The organism is Achromobacter spanius, from assembly GCF_002812705.1.
Classification (GTDB): domain Bacteria; phylum Pseudomonadota; class Gammaproteobacteria; order Burkholderiales; family Burkholderiaceae_B; genus Achromobacter; species Achromobacter spanius.
Map to the genome: position 1 here is coordinate 4,846,679 of NZ_CP025030.1, position 18,606 is coordinate 4,865,284.

18 protein-coding genes are annotated in these 18,606 nt (G+C 64.1%); 6 read left to right on the plus strand and 12 right to left on the minus strand.

The window, feature by feature from the left end:
* Positions 1-141: 141 nt before the first annotated feature.
* The 4 genes from prfB to CVS48_RS21825 all read left to right on the plus strand — a co-directional run bounded on the left by prfB (position 142) and on the right by CVS48_RS21825 (position 3,921).
* A protein-coding gene (gene prfB / locus CVS48_RS21810; protein ID WP_100856261.1) for a peptide chain release factor 2 occupies positions 142-1,246 on the plus strand; the annotation gives its coding sequence in 2 pieces (ribosomal slippage) (positions 142-222 and positions 224-1,246; 1,104 coding nt in all).
* A gap of 43 nt (positions 1,247-1,289) precedes the next feature.
* Positions 1,290-2,045 carry an SDR family oxidoreductase gene (locus CVS48_RS21815; protein ID WP_100856262.1) on the plus strand — a complete coding sequence of 252 codons (756 nt, stop codon included), beginning with the start codon at positions 1,290-1,292 and terminating at the stop codon, positions 2,043-2,045.
* Positions 2,046-2,055: 10 nt separating this feature from the next.
* On the plus strand, positions 2,056-3,579 hold the full coding sequence (gene lysS / locus CVS48_RS21820; RefSeq protein WP_100856263.1) for a lysine--tRNA ligase: 1,524 nt from the start codon (positions 2,056-2,058) through the stop codon (positions 3,577-3,579).
* Between the two features lie 24 nt (positions 3,580-3,603).
* Positions 3,604-3,921 carry a preprotein translocase subunit TatB gene (locus tag CVS48_RS21825; protein ID WP_100856264.1) on the plus strand — a complete coding sequence of 106 codons (318 nt, stop codon included), beginning with the start codon at positions 3,604-3,606 and terminating at the stop codon, positions 3,919-3,921.
* Here the strand turns inward: CVS48_RS21825 and CVS48_RS21830 are convergent.
* The 8 genes from CVS48_RS21830 to CVS48_RS21865 all read right to left on the minus strand — a co-directional run bounded on the left by CVS48_RS21830 (position 3,908) and on the right by CVS48_RS21865 (position 12,440).
* Complete coding sequence (locus CVS48_RS21830; protein WP_100856265.1) at positions 3,908-4,573, minus strand: TetR/AcrR family transcriptional regulator; 666 nt, start codon at positions 4,571-4,573, stop codon at positions 3,908-3,910. The two genes, CVS48_RS21825 and CVS48_RS21830, sit on opposite strands and share 14 nt — an antisense overlap.
* Before the next feature lie 6 nt (positions 4,574-4,579).
* Entirely contained in the window at positions 4,580-5,734 is a 1,155-nt protein-coding gene (locus CVS48_RS21835) for a thiolase family protein (protein ID WP_100856266.1), read from the minus strand.
* The gene (locus CVS48_RS21840; protein WP_419191430.1) at positions 5,731-7,572 is read right to left on the minus strand and encodes an AMP-dependent synthetase/ligase; all 1,842 of its coding nucleotides are present in this window, start codon (positions 7,570-7,572) and stop codon (positions 5,731-5,733) included. Before CVS48_RS21840 ends, CVS48_RS21835 begins: the two co-directional genes overlap by 4 nt.
* A gap of 11 nt (positions 7,573-7,583) precedes the next feature.
* The gene (locus CVS48_RS21845; RefSeq protein ID WP_167401130.1) at positions 7,584-8,378 is read right to left on the minus strand and encodes an ABC transporter ATP-binding protein; all 795 of its coding nucleotides are present in this window, start codon (positions 8,376-8,378) and stop codon (positions 7,584-7,586) included.
* 76 nt (positions 8,379-8,454) lie between these two features.
* Positions 8,455-9,636, minus strand: a complete 1,182-nt coding sequence (locus CVS48_RS21850; protein ID WP_050445304.1) for an ABC transporter substrate-binding protein — start codon at positions 9,634-9,636, stop codon at positions 8,455-8,457.
* Between the two features lie 60 nt (positions 9,637-9,696).
* Positions 9,697-10,734: a branched-chain amino acid ABC transporter permease gene (locus tag CVS48_RS21855; protein ID WP_100856268.1), complete on the minus strand. Its 1,038-nt coding sequence runs from the start codon at positions 10,732-10,734 to the stop codon at positions 9,697-9,699.
* Positions 10,735-10,737: 3 nt separating this feature from the next.
* Positions 10,738-11,616 (minus strand): branched-chain amino acid ABC transporter permease, encoded by an 879-nt coding sequence (locus tag CVS48_RS21860; protein ID WP_100856269.1) that lies wholly within the window; start codon positions 11,614-11,616, stop codon positions 10,738-10,740.
* The gene (locus CVS48_RS21865) at positions 11,616-12,440 is read right to left on the minus strand and encodes an ABC transporter ATP-binding protein (RefSeq protein ID WP_167401038.1); all 825 of its coding nucleotides are present in this window, start codon (positions 12,438-12,440) and stop codon (positions 11,616-11,618) included. The genes CVS48_RS21860 and CVS48_RS21865 overlap by 1 nt, the downstream gene beginning before the upstream one ends.
* Before the next feature lie 266 nt (positions 12,441-12,706).
* Between CVS48_RS21865 and CVS48_RS21870 the strand changes: the two genes are divergently transcribed.
* Complete coding sequence (locus CVS48_RS21870) at positions 12,707-13,510, plus strand: enoyl-CoA hydratase/isomerase family protein (RefSeq protein WP_100856270.1); 804 nt, start codon at positions 12,707-12,709, stop codon at positions 13,508-13,510.
* A 12-nt stretch (positions 13,511-13,522) separates the two neighbouring features.
* On the opposite strand, the gene CVS48_RS21875 is transcribed toward CVS48_RS21870, so the two are convergent.
* Genes CVS48_RS21875 through CVS48_RS21885 form a run of 3 tightly spaced genes read right to left on the minus strand, consistent with a single transcriptional unit; the run spans position 13,523 to position 16,514 of the window.
* Positions 13,523-14,302, minus strand: a complete 780-nt coding sequence (locus CVS48_RS21875; protein WP_100856271.1) for an enoyl-CoA hydratase/isomerase family protein — start codon at positions 14,300-14,302, stop codon at positions 13,523-13,525.
* Complete coding sequence (locus CVS48_RS21880) at positions 14,299-15,519, minus strand: CaiB/BaiF CoA transferase family protein (protein WP_100857796.1); 1,221 nt, start codon at positions 15,517-15,519, stop codon at positions 14,299-14,301. The genes CVS48_RS21875 and CVS48_RS21880 overlap by 4 nt, the downstream gene beginning before the upstream one ends.
* Positions 15,520-15,542: 23 nt before the next feature.
* Entirely contained in the window at positions 15,543-16,514 is a 972-nt protein-coding gene (locus CVS48_RS21885; RefSeq protein ID WP_100856272.1) for a Bug family tripartite tricarboxylate transporter substrate binding protein, read from the minus strand.
* A gap of 126 nt (positions 16,515-16,640) precedes the next feature.
* On the opposite strand from CVS48_RS21885, the gene CVS48_RS21890 reads away from it, so the two are divergent.
* On the plus strand, positions 16,641-17,612 hold the full coding sequence (locus CVS48_RS21890; RefSeq protein WP_100856273.1) for a LysR family transcriptional regulator: 972 nt from the start codon (positions 16,641-16,643) through the stop codon (positions 17,610-17,612).
* 8 nt (positions 17,613-17,620) lie between these two features.
* Here the strand turns inward: CVS48_RS21890 and CVS48_RS21895 are convergent, their stop codons facing one another.
* Positions 17,621-18,511, minus strand: a complete 891-nt coding sequence (locus tag CVS48_RS21895) for a methylglyoxal synthase (RefSeq protein ID WP_050445298.1) — start codon at positions 18,509-18,511, stop codon at positions 17,621-17,623.
* Positions 18,512-18,606: the final 95 nt, after the last annotated feature.

Genomic DNA, 18,606 nt, shown 5'->3' on the forward strand with positions numbered 1-18,606 from the left:
GACGCATTCCCGCGCTTCACCCATCCTACGAGCTGCGCGCCCGCTCGCCCCATCCGTCCCCCCTCTTACAACACGCGCCCGCGCTATTGCCCCATCCACGGTAAAATGCCAGGTTTCGCACAAAAGTCATCAGGAATCATCATGGAAGCCGAACGTCAGAACCAGCTCGCAGCCCGCCTCGCCGACTATGCGGAGCGCGAACAGGCTCTACGGAGGTATCTTTGACTACGATGCCAAAGCTGAACGCCTGCACGTTGTAAACGCCGAGCTTGAAGACCCGGCTGTCTGGAACGACCCCAAGCACGCCCAAGACCTGGGCCGTGAAAAGAAAGCCCTGGAAGACGTGGTGGAAACGCTCACCGGTCTGGGCACGGGCCTGGCCGACGCCAATGAATTGTTCGAACTGGCCGAGGCCGACGACGACGATTCCACCCTTGAATCCATCGAAAAAGACGCCGACGCGTTCCAGGAAAAGCTCGAAAACCTGGAATTCCGCCGCATGTTCTCGAATCCGGCCGATCCGCTGAACTGCTTCCTGGACATCCAGGCTGGCGCGGGCGGTACGGAAGCGCAGGACTGGGCCTCGATGCTGCTGCGCCAGTACCTCAAGTACGCCGAGCGCAAGGGCTTCAAGGTTGAAGTGCTGGAAGAATCCGAAGGCGACGTCGCGGGCATCAAGTCGGCCACCATCAAGATGGAAGGCGAATACGCCTTTGGCTACCTGCGCACCGAAACCGGCGTGCATCGCCTGGTCCGCAAGAGTCCGTTCGATTCCTCCGGCGGTCGCCACACGTCGTTTGCCAGCGTCTTCGTGTACCCGGAAGTCGACGAATCGTTTGAAGTTGAAGTGAACCCCGCCGACCTGCGCGTGGACACCTACCGCGCGTCCGGCGCGGGCGGTCAGCACATCAACAAGACCGATTCCGCCGTGCGCCTGACCCACATCCCCACGGGCATCGTGGTGCAGTGCCAGAACGACCGTTCGCAGCACCGCAACCGCGCCGAAGCCATGCAGATGCTGAAGTCCAAGCTCTACGAACTGGAAATGCGCAACCGCATGGCCGAACAGCAGAAGCTGGAAGACTCCAAGACCGATGTGGGCTGGGGCCACCAGATCCGTTCCTACGTGCTGGACCAGAGCCGCATCAAGGACCTGCGCACGAACGTTGAAATCTCCAACACGCAAAAAGTGCTGGACGGCGACCTGGATCCCTTCATCCAGGCCAGCCTGAAGCAAGGCGTTTAAGTTTGTCGCGATACTTCCGCTAACCGCACCCAGAGGTCCACGAATGTCTGACACCATCGCAATCCTAACCGGCGCTTCGCGCGGCATCGGCGCCGCCATGGCGCGCGGCCTGCTCAAACCGGGCACCCGCCTGATCACGCTGGCGCGCCGCGAAGACCCCGAACTGGCCGCCTACGCGCGGTCGCAGGATGTGCAACTGGAACAACTGTCCGTGGACCTCTCGGACCTGAAGGCGGCGGAAACCGCGGCTGAACGCATCTGCGCGGCCCTGCCGCGCGATGCCAAGCGCTATCTGCTGATCAACAATGCGGGCACGGTCCACCCCGTGGCCGGCACCGACGCCCTGATCGACAGCGCGGCCATCACCGCCGCGTTCAATCTGAACGTCACCGCCGTCATGCTGCTGACCGCGCGCTTTTTGGCCGCCGTCGAAGACCTGAAGGCAGACCGCCGCGTGCTGAACATCTCGTCCGGCGCGGGCCGCAACCCGAACGCCGGCTGGGGCGTCTACTGCGCCACCAAGGCCGCGCTGGACATGTATTCGCGCGTGGTCAAGCAGGAACAAGGCGATGACGGCGCGCGCATCGTCGCGCTGGCCCCCGGCATCGTCGACACCGACATGCAGGTCGCCATCCGTTCCAGCGACCCCGACAGCTTCCCGGCGCTGGCCAAGTTCCAGGACTTCCACGCCACCGGCAAGCTCGCTTCGCCCGCCAACGTGGCCACCCGCATCCTTGCCTACCTGGATCGCGAAGATTTCGGCACGACCGAAATCGACGACATCCGCAATTACGACTGATCCCCTTACCATGACCGACCACTCGACCACTCCGGCACCCGCCCAGGATGAAAACCGCTTGATCGCCGAACGGCGCGCCAAGCTGGCCAAACTGCGCGAAACCGGGGTCGCGTACCCCAACGACTTCGTTCCGGACGCCCGCGCCGCCGCGCTGCACGACAAGTACGACGGCGAAGAACAGGAAGCCCTGGCCGCCGCCGCCGTCACCGTCAAGGTCGCTGGCCGCATGATGCTCAAGCGCGTCATGGGCAAGGCCAGCTTCGCCACGCTGCAAGACAGCACCGGCCGCATCCAGATCTACCTGGACCGTGGCACGCTGGGCGAAGACAACTACGCCGCGTTCAAGCAATGGGACATCGGCGACATCATCGCGATCGAAGGGTCGGTCTTCAAGACCAACAAGGGCGAACTGTCGGTGCACGCCGCCACGGCTCGCCTGCTGTCGAAGTCGCTGCGCCCGCTGCCGGACAAGTTCCACGGCGTGGCCGACCAGGAACTGCGCTACCGCCAGCGCTACGTTGACCTGATCATGACGGACGCCACGCGCCGCACGTTCGAAGCGCGCAGCAAGGCCGTGGGCAGCATCCGCCAGTTCATGCTGAACGCCGGCTTCCTCGAAGTCGAAACGCCCATGCTGCACCCGATTCCGGGTGGCGCGGCGGCCAAGCCGTTCGTCACGCACCACAATGCGCTGGACATGGAAATGTACCTGCGCATCGCGCCCGAGCTCTACCTGAAGCGCCTGATCGTCGGCGGCTTCGAGCGCGTGTTTGAAGTCAACCGCAACTTCCGCAACGAAGGCGTCAGCCCGCGTCACAACCCTGAATTCACGATGATGGAGTTCTACGCGGCCTTTGCGGAATACCGCTGGCTGATGGACTTCACGGAAGAACTGATCCGCCAGGCGGCCATCTCGGCCACCGGCAGCGCCGTGCTGACGTATCAGGAACGCGAACTGGACCTGTCCAAGCCGTTCGACCGCCTGACCATCTGCGAAGCCATCCTGAAGTACGCGCCGGGCTACACCCAGGAACAACTGGACGACCCCGTCTTCGTGCGCGCCGAATTGAAGAAGCTGGGCGCGGATGCCGACGGCCCGGTGCTGTCGCGCGCCGGCCTGGGCGCGCTGCAACTGGCGCTGTTCGAAGAGACGGCCGAAGCCAAGCTCTGGAACCCCACCTACATCATCGACTACCCGGTTGAAGTGTCGCCGCTGGCGCGCGCTTCCGACACGCGCGAAGGCATCACCGAGCGCTTCGAGCTGTTCATGACGGGCCGCGAAATCGCCAACGGCTTCTCGGAATTGAACGACCCCGAAGACCAGGCCGAACGCTTCCGCTCGCAAGTGGAAGCCAAGGACGCCGGCGACGAAGAAGCCATGTTCTACGACGCGGACTACATCCGCGCGCTGGAATACGGCATGCCTCCGACGGGCGGCTGCGGCATCGGCATCGACCGCCTGGTCATGCTGCTGACCGACAGCCCCAGCATCCGCGACGTCATCCTGTTCCCGCACCTGCGTCGTGAAGACTAAAAGCTGCTTGGCCAAGGCCGCATCATGATCTTCAAGATCTTGATGCTGCTGCTGATTGCGGCGGGGCTGATCTACTGGATCAAGCAACCCCGCCGCGTCTTGCCGGCTTCGCCCTATGTCTCCGCGCGGCCGCGCCGGCCGGTGTTCATTGCCTTGTGCATCGCCGCCGCGATCTCAGCGGTGGCATCGCTGCTTTCTGCGCTGCTGTGGATGGGTGGCGTGGCGGGCGGCGTCACCGGTGGCGGCTATCACGGCGAGGCCGACTTCCTGCTGCCCGTGGCGGGTTCTTTGCTGGCGCTGGCCGTGGCCTGCGCCGTGGGCGCCTATCTCAAGCGTCGGTAGCCTGAGCCGGCAAGGGCAAGGGCAAGGGCCAGGCCCCCGCGCCCGCGGGCAAGGCCGGCAACGACGCCAGCAACATCGCATCAATGAACTCGGCGGGCGCCAGACGCCCGCCCGGCTTGTACCACTGCACCGTCAGGTTCATCGCCCCCAGCACGCAACGCTTGATCACGCGCGCATCGCCCTTGATCATGCCCGCATCCACCGCGCCGGCCACCACGGACTGCCACATCGCCTCGTAGCGATCGCTTAACGCCTTGACCGCCGACTGGCTGGGCGCGGACAGGCTGCGCCATTCGTACACCAGCGCATTCATGGCGTCGCCCCCCGCGCCTTGCAACATGCTCCACATGTGTACGCGAAACAGCGCGGCCAGGCGATCGGCCGGCGCGTCGTAATGCGCCAGCGCCCGCTCGCCGCCGTCGATCACTTCCTGGATGCCGTTGTTCATGACGGCCACCAGTATTTCTTCCTTGCTGCGGAAATGGTGGAACAGGCTGCCGGACTGCAAGCCCACGGCGCGGGCCAGTTCGCGCACCGTCGTGCGCTCATAGCCGTGCTTGCAAAACAGCCTGCCCGCCGTCAGCACCAGCTCGCGGCGGCGCTCCGACTCCGTGCCTTCATCGCGCGGCGCGGTGGCCACGGTCTTGTTCATGGCGCTTCACAGTCTCTGGATGATGGTCGCCGTGGCCATGCCATGGCCGATGCACATCAGTTGCATGCCGATCTCGCCCTCGGTCGCTTCAAGCCCCGCCAGCATCTTGGCCATCAAGCCCGCGCCGGTCGCGCCCAAGGGATGGCCGTGCGCAATCGCGCCGCCCCACGGATTCACGCGCGACGGCTTGGCGTCCAGTTCACGCTGCCAGGCCAGCACCACGCTGGCGAAGGCCTCGTTGATTTCGATCCAATCGATGTCCTCCAAGGCCAGGCCGGCACGCGCCAAGGCCATGCGCGCGGCCGGAATCACGCCCGTCAACTGCATCACGGGGTCCGAGCCGACCGCCACCCGCGCCAGGAACCTGGCGCGCGGCCGCAGCCCGTCTGACAGCGCCGTGTCGTGGTCGGCCAGCAATACCGCCGCCGCGCCGTCCGCCAATTGACTGGCATTGGCGGCGGTGACACCACCCTGCCCCGCCGGCCGCATCGCCGGCGCCATCGCCGCCATGCGCGCCGGGTCAGTGGTTTCGCGTATGCCTTCATCGCGATGCACAGCGGCCTGCGGACCCGGCAGCAATTCGGCGTGCAGCCCGGCGCGCGCGGCGGTCCAGGCGCGTGCATGGCTTTCGCGCGCCCAGTCATCCATATCTGCCTGCGACAAGCGCCAGTGGTCGGCAATACGCTCCGCGCTTTCAATCTGGTGGATCAGGGCATGGCGTTCCAGCAGCGCGGGGTTCAGCGATTCAAAGCCCTTGAATTCGCTTTGCCCCAAGGTCACGTCCAGGAACATCGGCACGCGGCTCATGCTTTCGACGCCGCCCGCCACCACATAGCGCATGTCGCCCGCCGCGATGGCTTGCGCGCCGAAGTGCACCGCCTGCTGGCTGGACCCGCACATGCGGTTTAGCGTCACGCCTGGCACGCTTTCCGGCAGACCGGACAGCATCGCCGCCAAACGCCCCACGTTCGCGCCCTGCTCGCCCGCCTGGCTGACGCAGCCCGCAATCAAGTCCTCGACCTTCTCGCCGGGCAAGCCGGCACGCGCCAGCAAGCCGTCCACCGTCTGCGCCAGCAGCGTATCGGGCCGCGTGTCGGCCCACCATCCGCCGCGCCGGCCGAACGGCGTGCGCACCGCTTCCACGATCACGGCTTCGTTCATGCCATCGTCTCCTCAACGTAGAGCATTTCAATTTCTTTAGCGTAGGTGCGATAGATGCTCGCGCGGCGCACTTTCATCGTGGCCGTCACCTCGCCATCGTCATGGTCCAGTTCCTTGGTCAGCAGGTGAAAGCGCTTGATCTGCGACACGGGCGCAAGCCCGGCGTTGGCGCGCGACACTTCCTGCTGCACCAGTTCGCGCACTTCTGCTGCTTCTGCCAGCGACCGGAAATGCGTGAACGCAATGCGGCGCGACTCGGCCCACTTGCCCACCGTGTCGAACTCAAGCTGGATCAGCGCCGACACGAACTTGCGGCCATCGGCAATCACGATGCATTCCTTCACATACGGGCTGCCCTTGACGGCATTTTCAATTTCGGACGGCGTCAGGTTCTTGCCGCCCGCCGTGATCATGATGTCTTTGAGGCGGTCCACGATGCGCACGCGCCCGTCTTGTTCCGCCACCACGTCGCCCGTGTACAGCCAGCCGTCGCGCACCGTATCGGCCGTGGCGTCCGCGTTCTTGTAATAGCCCTGGAACACCATGTCGCCGCGCACCAGCAGTTCGCCGGCGTCACCCATCTTCCATTCCACGCCCATAATCGGTTCGCCCACCGTGCCCACTTTCACGCGGTCGGGATGCTGGCCGAAGATCATGCCGGCCGATTCCGTCAGACCATACACTTCCAGCAGCGGCACACCCAGGGTGCGGAAATAGCGCACCACGTCAGGCGGGATGGGCGCGGCGCCGGTCATCGCCACGCGCACGCGGCGCAAGCCGATGAAGTTCTGCAAGGCGCGCAGTACCAGCCAGTACCACAGCGTATGCGTCAGCCGTTCGCCCATGCTGTACTGCGCGGGCGACTTTTCCAGAAAGGGTGCGCAGCGCGCCAATGCCTGCCGGTACAGCCACTGCTGCAAGCGCCCCGCTTCCTGCATCTTGATCGAAATCGATGCGTGCAGCTTTTCCCAGATGCGCGGCACGCCCAGGAAGATCGTCGGCGCCACTTCGCGCAGGTCTTCCTGCACCGTGCGGATGGATTCGCCAAAGTTCACCTGCGAGCCCAGATACAGCGGCACGAAGGTGGACAGCATTTGTTCGGCCACATGGCACAGCGGCAGATACGACAGATGCACGCTGTGCGCATCCATCGACAGCCGGTCGGCGATACCCGGCGCCACGCCGCGCATGTTGCGGTAGCTGAGCATCGCGCCCTTGGGCTTGCCGGTGGATCCGGACGTATAAATCATCAGCCCGGTTTCATCCAGGCGCTGCGCATCCAGCGCGGCGTGCAAGGCGGTAAGTTCGGCGGCCTCGCGGCGCGCGCCATCGGCTTCAATCTCGGCAAAGGTCACGAGCCGCTCGCGCTCGGTCGGCGCGTACGAACGCAGGCCCTTGGTTTCGATCATCACAATGCGGCGCAGCAGCGGCAAGCGGTCCGCCACCTGCAACACCTTGTCGGTCTGTTCCTGGTCTTCGCACACCACCAGCTCAACGTCGGCGTGCTCCAGCACATAGCCCATTTCCTCGGCCGGGCTGGTTGGATAGACGCCCACGGCCACGCCGCCCACCGTGCCCGCCCCCAACTGGGTCAGCAACCACTCCACGCGGTTCTCGGACACGACGGCAACCCGGCCGCCCACGCTCAGGCCCAGGGCGCGCAGGCCCAGCCCTACGTGGCAGGCCCGCTGCCAGTAGCCTGCCCAGGTCAGCGGCTTCCAGATACCAAAATCTTTTTGCCGGATGGCAATGGCCCCAGGCTGCCGCCGCGCCTGCTCGCGCAGCATCTGCGGCAAGGTCAGTTCGGGCCAAACGGCGGGGTCAATCAACGCAACCATGGCCTTGTCCTTCATGACAGCCAGCGCTTGCGGCGCTTGTAGTGCTTGATGTCGCGAAAGCCGCGCGCGTCGCCCGTGCCGCCCACGCCCAGATAGAACTCGCGCACGTCGGGGTCGGCGGCCAGCTTGTCGGCCGAACCGTCGATCACCACCTTGCCGGTCTCCATGATGTAGCCGTAGTGCGCCACGGCCAGCGCCACCGACGCATTCTGCTCAACCAGCAGCATCGACACACCCTGCTCGGCGTTGATGCGCGCAATGATGGAAAAAATGCTCTCCACCAGCATCGGCGACAAACCCAGCGACGGTTCGTCCAGCAGCATCAGCCTGGGCTGCGCGATCAACGCGCGGCCAATCGCCAGCATCTGCTGCTCGCCCCCGGACAAGTAGCCTGCCAAGCCGCGCCGCCGTTCGAACAGGCGCGGAAAATAGCCGTAGACCAGATCGAAGTCCACGCGCGCGTCGGGCCGACCCGTCAGCGCGTAGGTGGCCGCCACCAGATTTTCTTCCACGGTCAAGTCTTCGAACACGCGGCGGCCTTCCATGACGTGCGCCAGGCCGGCGCGCACCAGGTTCTGCGGCTTGGTGCCCGCCGTATCACCGCCGTTGAAGGCAATGTGCCCGCGCACCAGTTCCCCGTCTTCCAGATCCAGCAAGCCGGACACGGCCTTCAGCGTGGTGGATTTTCCCGCGCCGTTGCTGCCCAGAAGCGCCACGATGCTGCCGGCCGGCACCGACAGGGACAAGCCGCGCAGCACCTGCACCGCCTTGTTGTAGACGACCTCGATATTGTTGATGTCCAACACCGCCGCGGGCGCGGCGGCGGTGGCCGATGCCGATGTCTGTGCCAACTGCGCGCTTTGTCCCAGGTTCACGGCCGCCTCACTTCAGCACGATCCAGTCGGACGCCGGCACCATCTGCTTTTGCTTCACATCGGCGCGATAGATGCGGCCCACCGGAATGGAGTTGCCCTTGATCGTGACCGGCACGCCGATCAAGCCCCCCGTGTCGAAGTCCTTGATGCCGTCCAGCGCGGCCTTCATGTTGGCGCTGGTCAGCTCCTTGCCGGCATCCAGCGTGCGCTTGGCCACTTCCGAAAACAGCATCGCCGCCAAGAAGCCCTGCATGTAGCCGGTGCTCTGGTATTGCGGACGCATTTCGCGAATCTTCTTCAACATCGGCGCATCGCCCTCGGTGTCGTAGTAGTAGCGATAAGGCATCACGCCCATGAAGCCCTCGGCGTCTTCGCCCATCTGCATCACGGTGGAGTTGTCCATGGTCCAGAACGTGCCCATGTAGCGGGTCTTCAGGCCCATGCGCTTGCCCTGTCCGACGAATTCCGGAATGGGCGCCAGCACATAGCCGTGGAAGATGGTGAAGTCCGGGTCGGCCCGGCGCAGCTTGATCACTTCGGTCGACACGTCCACGCTGCCCGGTGGCGTCATGATTTCGGTGGCGACTTTCAGCCCCAGCTTTTCCGCCACGGCGCGCGAGCTGGCAATGGGATCACGACCAAACTCGGTGTCGGAATACACAAAGGCCACTTTCGCGCCCGGCTGCTCCTTGGCGATGTAGCGCAGCAGAATGCCGAACATCTCGGTGTAGTCCGGCCCCAGCATGAACTGCGCCGGATACTTGGCGGGGTCGTTCAGTTCGGTGGCGAACGACGCGCCGGTCATCAGGATGTCGCCCGTGCGGTTCAATTCCGCGTTGATGGTCTTTGAAAAACCGGTGGAATCGCCGTAGTAGAAGTTCACCTTGTTCTGGCTGGTGATTTTCTTGAAGGCAGCCACCGACGCATCCACCTTGTAGGCCGTGTCTTCCGGCACGTAGCGCAGCTTGCGGCCCTTGATGCCGCCTTGTTCGTTGATGATCTTCACGTAGTCGGAAATGCCGGCGTGGATGCCCTGTCCGGCAAACGCGAACACGCCGCTTAAGGGAATGGACCCGCCCAGCACCAGGTCGTCCGCCGCCTGTGCTGCCGGCGCCGCCGCCAATGCCGCCGCCAGGCCCAACGGGGCCAACAACTTCGATAAACCGCTGCCTATCCGGATGCGCTTCATGATGTGTCTCCTTGGGTCTTGTAGGTATTGCAATGCGTTTTGCAATCGGCCAGTCAGCATTCAGGTCCGGAATGGCCACAGGTGGAAGAAGCGGCGCACGCGCCGCCATATTTCCGCGAGCCCATGCGGCTCGAAGATCAAAAAGCCCACGATCAGCAGGCCGAAAACAATGGTGCGCACGGGCGACACCAGGCGCAGCGCGTCGCCGCCCACGGGTAGCCAGCCTACGATGAGCTTGAGCAGTTCGGGCACCATGGTCATGAACACCGCGCCCAGAATGGCGCCCAGGATCGACCCCATGCCGCCCACGATGATGGCGGCCAGGAAGAAGATGGACATGATCAGCGGAAAGCTCTCGGGCGTGACCACCCGAAAGAAATACGCCCACAGCCCGCCCGCCACGCCCGCATAGAACGACGACAGGCCGAACGACAGCAGCTTGTAGCGCAGCAAGTGGATGCCCAGCACTTCGGCCGAAATGTCGCGGTCGCGGATGGCGATGAACGCGCGCCCGATGCGGGTGCGAAACAGGTTCGCCGCGCCCAGCACCATCAGCACCGTCACCGGCACGATCAGCCAATAGATCTTGAAGGACGTATCCAGGTCCACGCCCAGCACGCGTGCGGGCGGCACCTGCAGGCCGCTGGTTCCGCCCGTGAATTCCCAGTTCGCAAAAATGAAGTGCGCGATGAACGAAGCGGCAATGGTCGAGATCGCCAGGTACAAACCCTTGACGCGCAGCGACGGAATGCCCACCAGCAAGCCGCCCAGCATCGCCACCACGCCGCCGCCCAACAGATTGACCAGCACCGGCGTGCCCAGCCGCAGTTCCATCACCGCCACGGTGTACGCGCCCAGCCCCATGAACGCGGCCTGCCCCAAGCTGACCAACCCGGTGTAGCCCGTCAGGATGTTCAAGCCCGTGGCGCTGGCGATGTTGATGGCAACGAGACACGCCAGGTACAGCCAATAGGCGTCGGCCACGAAGGGAAACAGCACGAGCGACGCCGCCAGCAAGGCCAGCCACACATGCTGGGTGCGCGTGTCGAACAGGGCTTCGTCGGCCAGGTAAGTCTGCTTCGCGGTTGCGATGCGCATGGGTCAAAGCCTCTCGATTTCACGGGTGCCGAACAAGCCGTAGGGCCTGACCATCAACACCACGACCAGCACGATGAAAGTGGCCAGCAGCTTGAATTCGCCGCCCAGGTAGGCGCCCGCCCAAGCCTCCAGCAAACCGATGAACACGCCACCCACCAGCGCGCCCGCCACACTGTCCAGCCCACCTACGATCACCACCACCAGCACTGACAGGCCAAACACGCCCATCGACGAGGAAATACCGCCGATGGCGCCCACGATCACCCCGGACACGGCTGCCAGCGCGCCGGCAGCCACCCACGCCAGCGAGAACACGCGCGGCACATTGATGCCCATTGCGTAAGCCGCGCCCTGGTCGGATGCAGTCGCCCGCAGCGCCACGCCGCCGCGCCAGTAGCGAAACACCACCAGCACCAGCAGCGCCAGCACCACCGCCACCCAGAATCCGTAGAACACCTTGGGCGCCACAAAGGCTTCGCCGATCATCACGGGCGAGCGCGGCATGAACTCCGGCAGGCGGCGCTGGTCAGCCGTCCAGATCAGTTCCACCGCGCCCACCAGAATCGACGCGAGCCCCACCGTCACCATGAAGACCGAGATCGGGGCCTCGCCCAGCATCGGCCGTATGGTCAAGCGCTCGACCAAGGCGCCCAACGCGCCCGACACCACCACCGCGCCCACGATGGCCAGCCAGATCGGCCACGCCATGCTGGTTGCGAAGGCATAGAACACGTACGCGCCCAACATCAGGAATTCGCCGATGGCGATGTTCACGACCCGAGTCGCCTTGTAGACGATGACGAAGGCCAATGCCGCCAGCGCATACAGGCCGCCGCTGCCCAGGCCCGCCAGGCTGACTTCCAGGAAGAACAGCGCGTCCATCACGCGGCCTCCCGCAGGCGGCGGCGCAGGTCGCCCACATCGCCCGCGCCCAGATAGGCTTTGATGACTTCGGGGTTCGCTTGAACCTGGGCAGGCGTGCCGTCCGCGATCACCTGCCCGAAGTTCAGCACCACGACGTGGTCGGACAGGTCCATCACCATGCCCATGTCGTGCTCCACCATCAGCACCGTCACGCCCCATTCAGATCGCGCATCCAGGATGAAGCGCGCCATGTCGTCCGTCTCTTCGCGGTTCATGCCGGCCACGGGTTCGTCCAGCATCAACACCTTGGGCTGCATCGCCAGCGCGCGCGCCAGTTCCACGCGCTTGCGCAAGCCATACGACAAGGCCGCCACCGGAGCGTGACGGATATGGTCGATTTCAAGAAAGTCGATGATGCGTTCTTCGATGTCGGCCCGCAGCGCCATCTCTTCGCGGCGCGCCCGGCCCAGATAGAACAAGGCGTCCAGCACATTGGTGCGCAGGTGCGCATGCCGCCCCAGCTTGATGTTGTCCAGCACCGTCATGCCGCGAAACAACGCGATGTTCTGAAAGCTGCGCGCCAGGCCCAGCCGGGCGCGCTCGGGCGCCGCCACGCGGGTGATGTCCCGGCCTTCAAATCGGATGTGGCCCGTGGCCGGTTTGTAGAAGCCGGAAATGGTGTTGAACAGCGAAGTCTTGCCCGCGCCGTTCGGGCCGATGACTGTGGTGATGGTGCCGGGCGCCACGCTAAGCCCCACGCCGGTCAGCGCCTTGACGCCGCCAAACGCCAAGGTAACCCCATCCACCTCCAGCAAAGGAGCGTGCTTGGACTGATCCACCATTTGTCTCCTCGCTGATTGATCGCGAAGTTTTTTTGCCGCCTTGGGCGGACATTTTTTAAACGATGAATCGGCAACCCGCCAGGCAGGAGATGCAACGAACCTGTCTTTACCTACGCCAATCCAGCGCTGGAAAATCGTTCTATGCGGTAGCACTATGCGTTACGCTAGGTCTGCTTAAAACAAAACCAAGCAAGCGCTCGGTTCAGACCATAGCATCGCGGTTTTTGGATCGACAGTTGGTACTTACCCGATAACGGAGACAAGCCATGACCCAGGAACTTCCGGCGTTTCAGACGCTGCTGCTAGCGGCCGACGGCGCCCTTGCCACGGTCACGCTGAACCGCGCTGATACGCTCAACGCCATCGACGTCGCCATGGCGCGCGACCTGCAACGCGCCGCGCAGTGGCTCGAAACGCAGCCTGCCATCCGCGTCGTGCGCCTGTGCGCGGCGGGCAAGGCCTTCTGCGCCGGCGGCGACATCAGCATGTTCGCGGGCGAACCCGCGCAGGTGCGCGCCACCTTGCAGGATCTGTTCACGCCGCTTAACGATTTTGTCGTGCGTATCGCACGCATGAACAAGCTTTGGCTGGCGCAGGTGCATGGCGTGGCGGCGGGCGCGGGCCTGTCGCTGGTACTGGCATGCGACCTGGCCATTGCCGAGGACGACACCCGTTTCATGACGGCCTATCTGAAGCTGGGCGCCACGCCCGACGCAGGCATGACGCACGGCCTGGCCCGCGTGTTGGGGCCCAAGCGTGCCTTGGACCTGCTGATGCGCCACGACGCCTTCACCGCACGCGAGGCGCTGGCCTGGGGCATCATCACCCGCAGCGCGCCCGCCAGCGAATTTGCCCAGGCGGCACAACGCTATGCCGAGGATTTGGCGAGGCACGCGCCCCACGGCATCGCGGGCGCGAAAGACCTGCTGCGCTCAGCCGAATACGCCTCGCTGGAAACGCAATTGGCCAATGAAACGGCGCGCTTTCTGGACTCGGCCACGCACGCCGACTTTGCCGAAGGAGTGCGCGCATTTCGTGAAAAACGCGCGCCGGCGTTCAAGGGGCAATAACGCAACCGCGAGCTACCCCAGCGGGTCGCTCCAGACCGGCGCTCGCTTGTTCACAAAGGCAGCCAGGCCCTCAGCGGCGTCGGGTGTGGCGGCGGCGTTGCAGAACACCTCGACCGCCGTGGCGAGCCTGCGGCGGTAGTCGTTGTCGTTGGCGAACACAAAGGCGCGTCGCCCCATCGCCAGCACCTGCGGTGGCTTGCTCGCCAAGGACTGCGCCAGCAGCCGCGCGCGTTCCAACAGTTGTCCTTCCTCTTCAACGCGCGCGACCAGGCCCAAATCGCACGCCTCTTGCGCACTGAATGTCCTACCGGTGAAGAGCAGGTCGAACGCACGGTGCTTGCCCACGATGGCGGGCAGATGCGCATAGTGGATCGCCGGCAATACCCCAACGTCGATCTCCGGATATCCGAAAGACGCGGTGTCCGCGGCCACGATCATGTCGCTGGAAATGGCGACCGTCATCCCCCCGCCCCGCACCGCGCCGGCCACGACTGAAATCGATGGCTTCGTCAGGTTGAACTGCGCGTCGTAAAGCTTGATGTACAGCCGGGTCAGCAGTGCATGCACTTGAACCGGCGAACTCGCCAGCAACTTCTTCATGTCCAGCCCGGCGCAGAACCTGCCGGGCAAGTCACTGGCCAACAGCACCGCGCGCACTTGCGTATCGGCATTGGCGCGTTCAAGCGCGGCAATCAGCGCATCCAGCATTTCCACGTCCAGCGCATTGACTGGCGCATGGCAAAGATGAATCTCCGCGACCCGGTCGCGGACTTCGTAGCGTAGATAGGTCAATACGGTTCTCCTGCTTCGGCTGAGCGCGTCAACGCCTGCACACTGCCCGTGGCAAGCATCGCTTCGATCTCGTCGGGCGCATAGCCCAAGTCTGCCAGAATCTCGCGGCTATGCTCGCCCAACAGCGGCGCGGGCAAGGTGGCTTGCCGTGCTTGCTTGCCGAACCGCACCGGCAGCCCGATATTGCGCACCTCTCCCAACACGGGATGTTGGCTGGTCACGATCAGTTCGCGCGCCGCCACTTGCGGATGCGCCAGCGCCTGGTCCAGGGTATGAATAGCCGAGCAGGCGATGCCGGCGGGCTTCAGTATGGCGATCCATTCGGCGACCGTCCGCGTTTCGATACGTGCCTGCACCAATGCGACCGTCGCATCAAAATTGCGGACGCGCGCTGCGTTGCTGGCGAACGCCGGTGCGCCGGCCTGGTCCTGCAAGCCGGCAACCGCGCAAAACCGCTGCCACTGGGCGTCGTTGCCTACCCCAAGCATCAGGTCGCCGTCGGCTGCGCGGAATGCCTGATACGGGCACATCGCCGGATGACCCGTGCCCATCCGTCGTGGAATCTGCCCACTACGCCAATAATTCTGCGCCATGTACGACATCAGGCCCAACGACGTATCCAGCAACGACACGTCCAGGTACTGGCCTTGCCCGGTTTGGCTGCGCGCCAGCAGCGCCGCCAGAATTCCGCTTAGCGCGAATGAGCCCGTGCCCAGGTCGACCGGAGAAAAGCTGGCCCGCGCAAAATTGCCGCCCGGCTCGCCCATGGTGCTGATCATGCCGCTGAACGCTTGCAGCATCACGTCGTACCCGGGTTCGTCGCCCATGGGGCCTTCACGGCCATAGCCCGATATCTCGCAGTAGATCAGCGCCGGGTTCAGGCGGCTTAGCGTGTCGTAATCCACCCCCAGCCGAGCAGCCGTCTTGCCGCCGAAACCCTGCAACACCACATCCGCCTGCTTGGCCAGCCGGTGTACCACCGCCCTGCCCGCCTCGGTCTTCAGGTCGACGGCCAGACTGCGCTTGTTGTGGTTCACGGCCAGAAAGGTGGCGGACTGGCCGTCATCCTGCGGCAACCAGGCGCGCGTATCGTCACCCGTGCCAACGGGTTCCACCTTGATCACCCGCGCACCCAGTTCACCCAGATATTGGCCGCACAAGGGGCCGGCCAAGACCTTGCTGAGATCCAGAACCGTAATGTTCTTAAGGGGCGCCATGTTTGCGGAAGTCGGCAAATTCATCATTCAGCCTTCAAGCCCACGGTGTTCGCGGCGTCGGTCCATTGGGCCGTTTCACGCTTGAAAAAAGCTTCCAGTTCAGCGGGTGCGACAGATAGCGCCTCCGCCCCGCGCTCTTGCATGGCCTTTCGATAGGCCTCGCTTGCCACCACCTTCGCCACGGCCGCGCGCAGCTTGGTCACCACCTCGGGCGGGGTGCCTTTCGGCGCCTGCAGCGAGAACCAGAACTTCAGGTCCAGACCGGCGTAGCCGGCTTCCTTCAGGGTCGGTACGTCGGGCAGCATGGGCGAACGCTCAGCCGAGGTGATGGCCAGCGCGCGAAGCCTGCCGGCCTGTACCTGGCCGAGACTGGTGGACATGCTGTCAAACAAAAAATCCACCTGCCCGCCGATAACGTCGGTCACGGCATTGGCGCTGCCCTTGTAGGCCACTCCCACCGCTTGGAACTTGGCCAGCTTTTGCAGCAACGTGCCATACACATGCGGCGAGCTGCCCGGGCCAAACGTCGCAAAGCTCAAGCCGTGGGGCGCCTCGCGGCCTTGCTGGACCAGATCTGCCAGCGTTTTGGCGGGAGTACGTTCGGGATTGACAACCAACAGGTTGGGCATGGCGCCTGTGATGCCGATCGGCACATAGTCCTGCAAGGGATGCATCTTTGCGTTGGGGTACATCAGTGGGTTGATGGCCTGCATGCCCACCGTGTTGTGCATCAACGTGTAGCCGTCGGCGGGTCCATTCAGCACGCTCTGATAACCGACATTGCCACTGGCCCCCGGCTTGTTCTGCACAATGACCTGCTGGCCCAGTTCACGCGATAGCGGCTCGGCCACCAAGCGGGCGATGAAATCCGTCGGCCCGCCAGCCGAGAACGGCACCAGCAAGGTAATCGGTTTAGTGGGCCAGGTGTCCGCGACCGCGGGCGATACCAGAACGGTCGCGGCAATCGCGATGGCCAGTGCTTTCATGAGCGCCATGATGTCTCCTTGTGTTTTTCGGTGGTGGCGGCTGCATTATGCAAATCGGTCTGATATATGAGAAATACCGTTTTTATATGCTGGTTATCATAAAATTGTTATATCAAGCCTTGCTCAGGGTGTGTCATGTCGATGTCGATTCGTGCCATGCAGTGCTTTGTCGCCGTGGTGTCCACCGGTTCGATCAGCCGCGCCGCGGCTGCACTACACGTGGCCCAGCCCGCGCTGAGCCTGTTGATTCGCAATTTGGAAGAAGATCTGGGCGTGGTGCTGCTGCACAGAACGTCGCGAGGGGTCACGCCAACCACGGCGGGAACGCGGTTGCTGGCGCACGCGCGGGAAATTCTGGGCCGCATCGATGCGGCGCGCGCCGATGTGCGCGAGGACCAGGCCGCGCCACGCGGCACGGTGTCCCTGGCGATGTCGATGTCCATGGCCAAGCTCGTGGCGGTGCCATTGCTGCGTTTCAGCTTGCGGAACTGGCCGGATGTCTACCTGAAGATCATTGAATCCAGCACCGGATACATCCCGGGCTTTGTCAGCTCGGGCCATGCCGATCTGGGCCTGACCTTCAGTGACGACTCGTCCGTCGACCTACGCTTTCAGCATCTGATCGACGAGGAGCTGGTGCTGGTGTCTCCGCCAGAAAAACAGGGCAGGAAGCAAACCGGAGTGCAGGCCGGTCCGCGGGGGGGCCTGTCGGCCAAGACCGCGGAATTAAATGCGCTACCCACGATCGGACTCAGCGCCCTGATCAAACTTCCGCTGGTACTGCCGGGCAATCCCCACAGCCTGCGGCGCCTGCTCGACCACTATCAACAGCAAGAAGGCGCGGCGTTCCACGTCATTGCCGAAGCCAACGCGATACCGCAGTTAATAGAACTGGTTCAGGCAGGCCTTGCCCATACGATCCTCTCGTATGAGGCCGTACGGGCAGAAGCGATGCGTGGCGATGTGGCGCTGCGCCGCATCAAGAAGCCCCGCATGACCCGCCCGGTATTTCTGTGCCGTTCGGACGTGCTGCCACTGTCTATGGCCGCGACAGCCGTCGCCGACAGAGTCAGCCGCATCATCACCGATGGGCGCTCACCCGCGTAATCAGCACCTTAGATAAGCCCCATGCGCTTTTCCACGGCCTGCGCCCAGCGCCGCGCCACGGTGGGCGATGTCGCGCAGGTTGCCGATTCGGTCACCACGCGCACGGCGCGCTCCAGCAATTGGATGTCCGCCTCGTGTTGGCGTGCAACATGCGGGTCTTCGAAGAAGATCACGCGCTGGCATTGATGCTCAAGCACCAGTTCGGCAATCTGGGCGTCGCCGCCCAGCGGCCCGCTCAGGTAGCGATGCACCCACGGCTTGTCTTTCGGCCACCCGCGCGACCAGGCCAGGTCATTCAGCCGCCCGCCCGTCGTGCCCGTCGCAACCCGACGCGCAAATTGCGACAGCACATCGAAATGCTCGCTTGCGAACGCCACCATCTCGTCCTTGAGCGCATCGTGGGCAATCATGGCCAAGGTCTGGCCAGAGAAATTGAACAGGCGCGACACGGACGCATCCGGCGCCAGTCCCGCATGCAGGCGTTCGACTTCCATCCATTCGATCGCGCCCGCCAAGGTCGAAATGAACGGTCGACCGTGGGTGATGCACTGCCGCTTCAACGCCAGCGCCTCCGGAAAAATCGACGACGGATCCACGGGGTCGATCAGATAGATTGCCCCGTCAAAGGGCGCCTGCCCATCACGTCCTTCGGTCACGCGGGCCACCAGTTTCATCAGCCCGCCTTCGCGTCCATAGGGATAGCGAACCAGGCCGCTATAGCCTTGCAGCATGCCTTCGCGCACGATGGCGTCATGCGTGCGGCCGACGGTGTGCAGTTGCACGCCAAGCTCGCGTATGGTGGACGAACACGCGCGTAGCCAGGTGAACAAGGCGGCGTCGGGGGTTTCGTGGTGCAGACGATTGGCGGCCAGGCCAAAGCGCAGTTGGGCAGCGGGCATCAGTAGACTCGAACAAGTAGGGGTCACAACGTGCGGATCCTTGATGATACCGTGGCCGCCCTTGCCGCGGCATGACGGCCGCGCAAACAAAAACG

Excerpts from the sequence above, each read along its gene's own strand:
- CVS48_RS21815 (WP_100856262.1), top strand. The coding sequence starts at position 1,290 with ATGTCTGACACCATCGCAATCCTAACCGGCGCTTCGCGCGGCATCGGC.
- lysS (WP_100856263.1), top strand. The coding sequence starts at position 2,056 with ATGACCGACCACTCGACCACTCCGGCACCCGCCCAGGATGAAAACCGC.
- CVS48_RS21825 (WP_100856264.1), top strand. The coding sequence starts at position 3,604 with ATGATCTTCAAGATCTTGATGCTGCTGCTGATTGCGGCGGGGCTGATC.
- CVS48_RS21830 (WP_100856265.1), bottom strand. The coding sequence starts at position 4,573 with ATGAACAAGACCGTGGCCACCGCGCCGCGCGATGAAGGCACGGAGTCG.
- CVS48_RS21835 (WP_100856266.1), bottom strand. The coding sequence starts at position 5,734 with ATGAACGAAGCCGTGATCGTGGAAGCGGTGCGCACGCCGTTCGGCCGG.
- CVS48_RS21840 (WP_419191430.1), bottom strand. The coding sequence starts at position 7,572 with ATGGTTGCGTTGATTGACCCCGCCGTTTGGCCCGAACTGACCTTGCCG.
- CVS48_RS21850 (WP_050445304.1), bottom strand. The coding sequence starts at position 9,636 with ATGAAGCGCATCCGGATAGGCAGCGGTTTATCGAAGTTGTTGGCCCCG.
- CVS48_RS21855 (WP_100856268.1), bottom strand. The coding sequence starts at position 10,734 with ATGCGCATCGCAACCGCGAAGCAGACTTACCTGGCCGACGAAGCCCTG.
- CVS48_RS21860 (WP_100856269.1), bottom strand. The coding sequence starts at position 11,616 with ATGGACGCGCTGTTCTTCCTGGAAGTCAGCCTGGCGGGCCTGGGCAGC.
- CVS48_RS21865 (WP_167401038.1), bottom strand. The coding sequence starts at position 12,440 with ATGGTGGATCAGTCCAAGCACGCTCCTTTGCTGGAGGTGGATGGGGTT.
- CVS48_RS21870 (WP_100856270.1), top strand. The coding sequence starts at position 12,707 with ATGACCCAGGAACTTCCGGCGTTTCAGACGCTGCTGCTAGCGGCCGAC.
- CVS48_RS21880 (WP_100857796.1), bottom strand. The coding sequence starts at position 15,519 with ATGGCGCCCCTTAAGAACATTACGGTTCTGGATCTCAGCAAGGTCTTG.
- CVS48_RS21885 (WP_100856272.1), bottom strand. The coding sequence starts at position 16,514 with ATGGCGCTCATGAAAGCACTGGCCATCGCGATTGCCGCGACCGTTCTG.
- CVS48_RS21890 (WP_100856273.1), top strand. The coding sequence starts at position 16,641 with ATGTCGATGTCGATTCGTGCCATGCAGTGCTTTGTCGCCGTGGTGTCC.
- CVS48_RS21895 (WP_050445298.1), bottom strand. The coding sequence starts at position 18,511 with ATGCCCGCTGCCCAACTGCGCTTTGGCCTGGCCGCCAATCGTCTGCAC.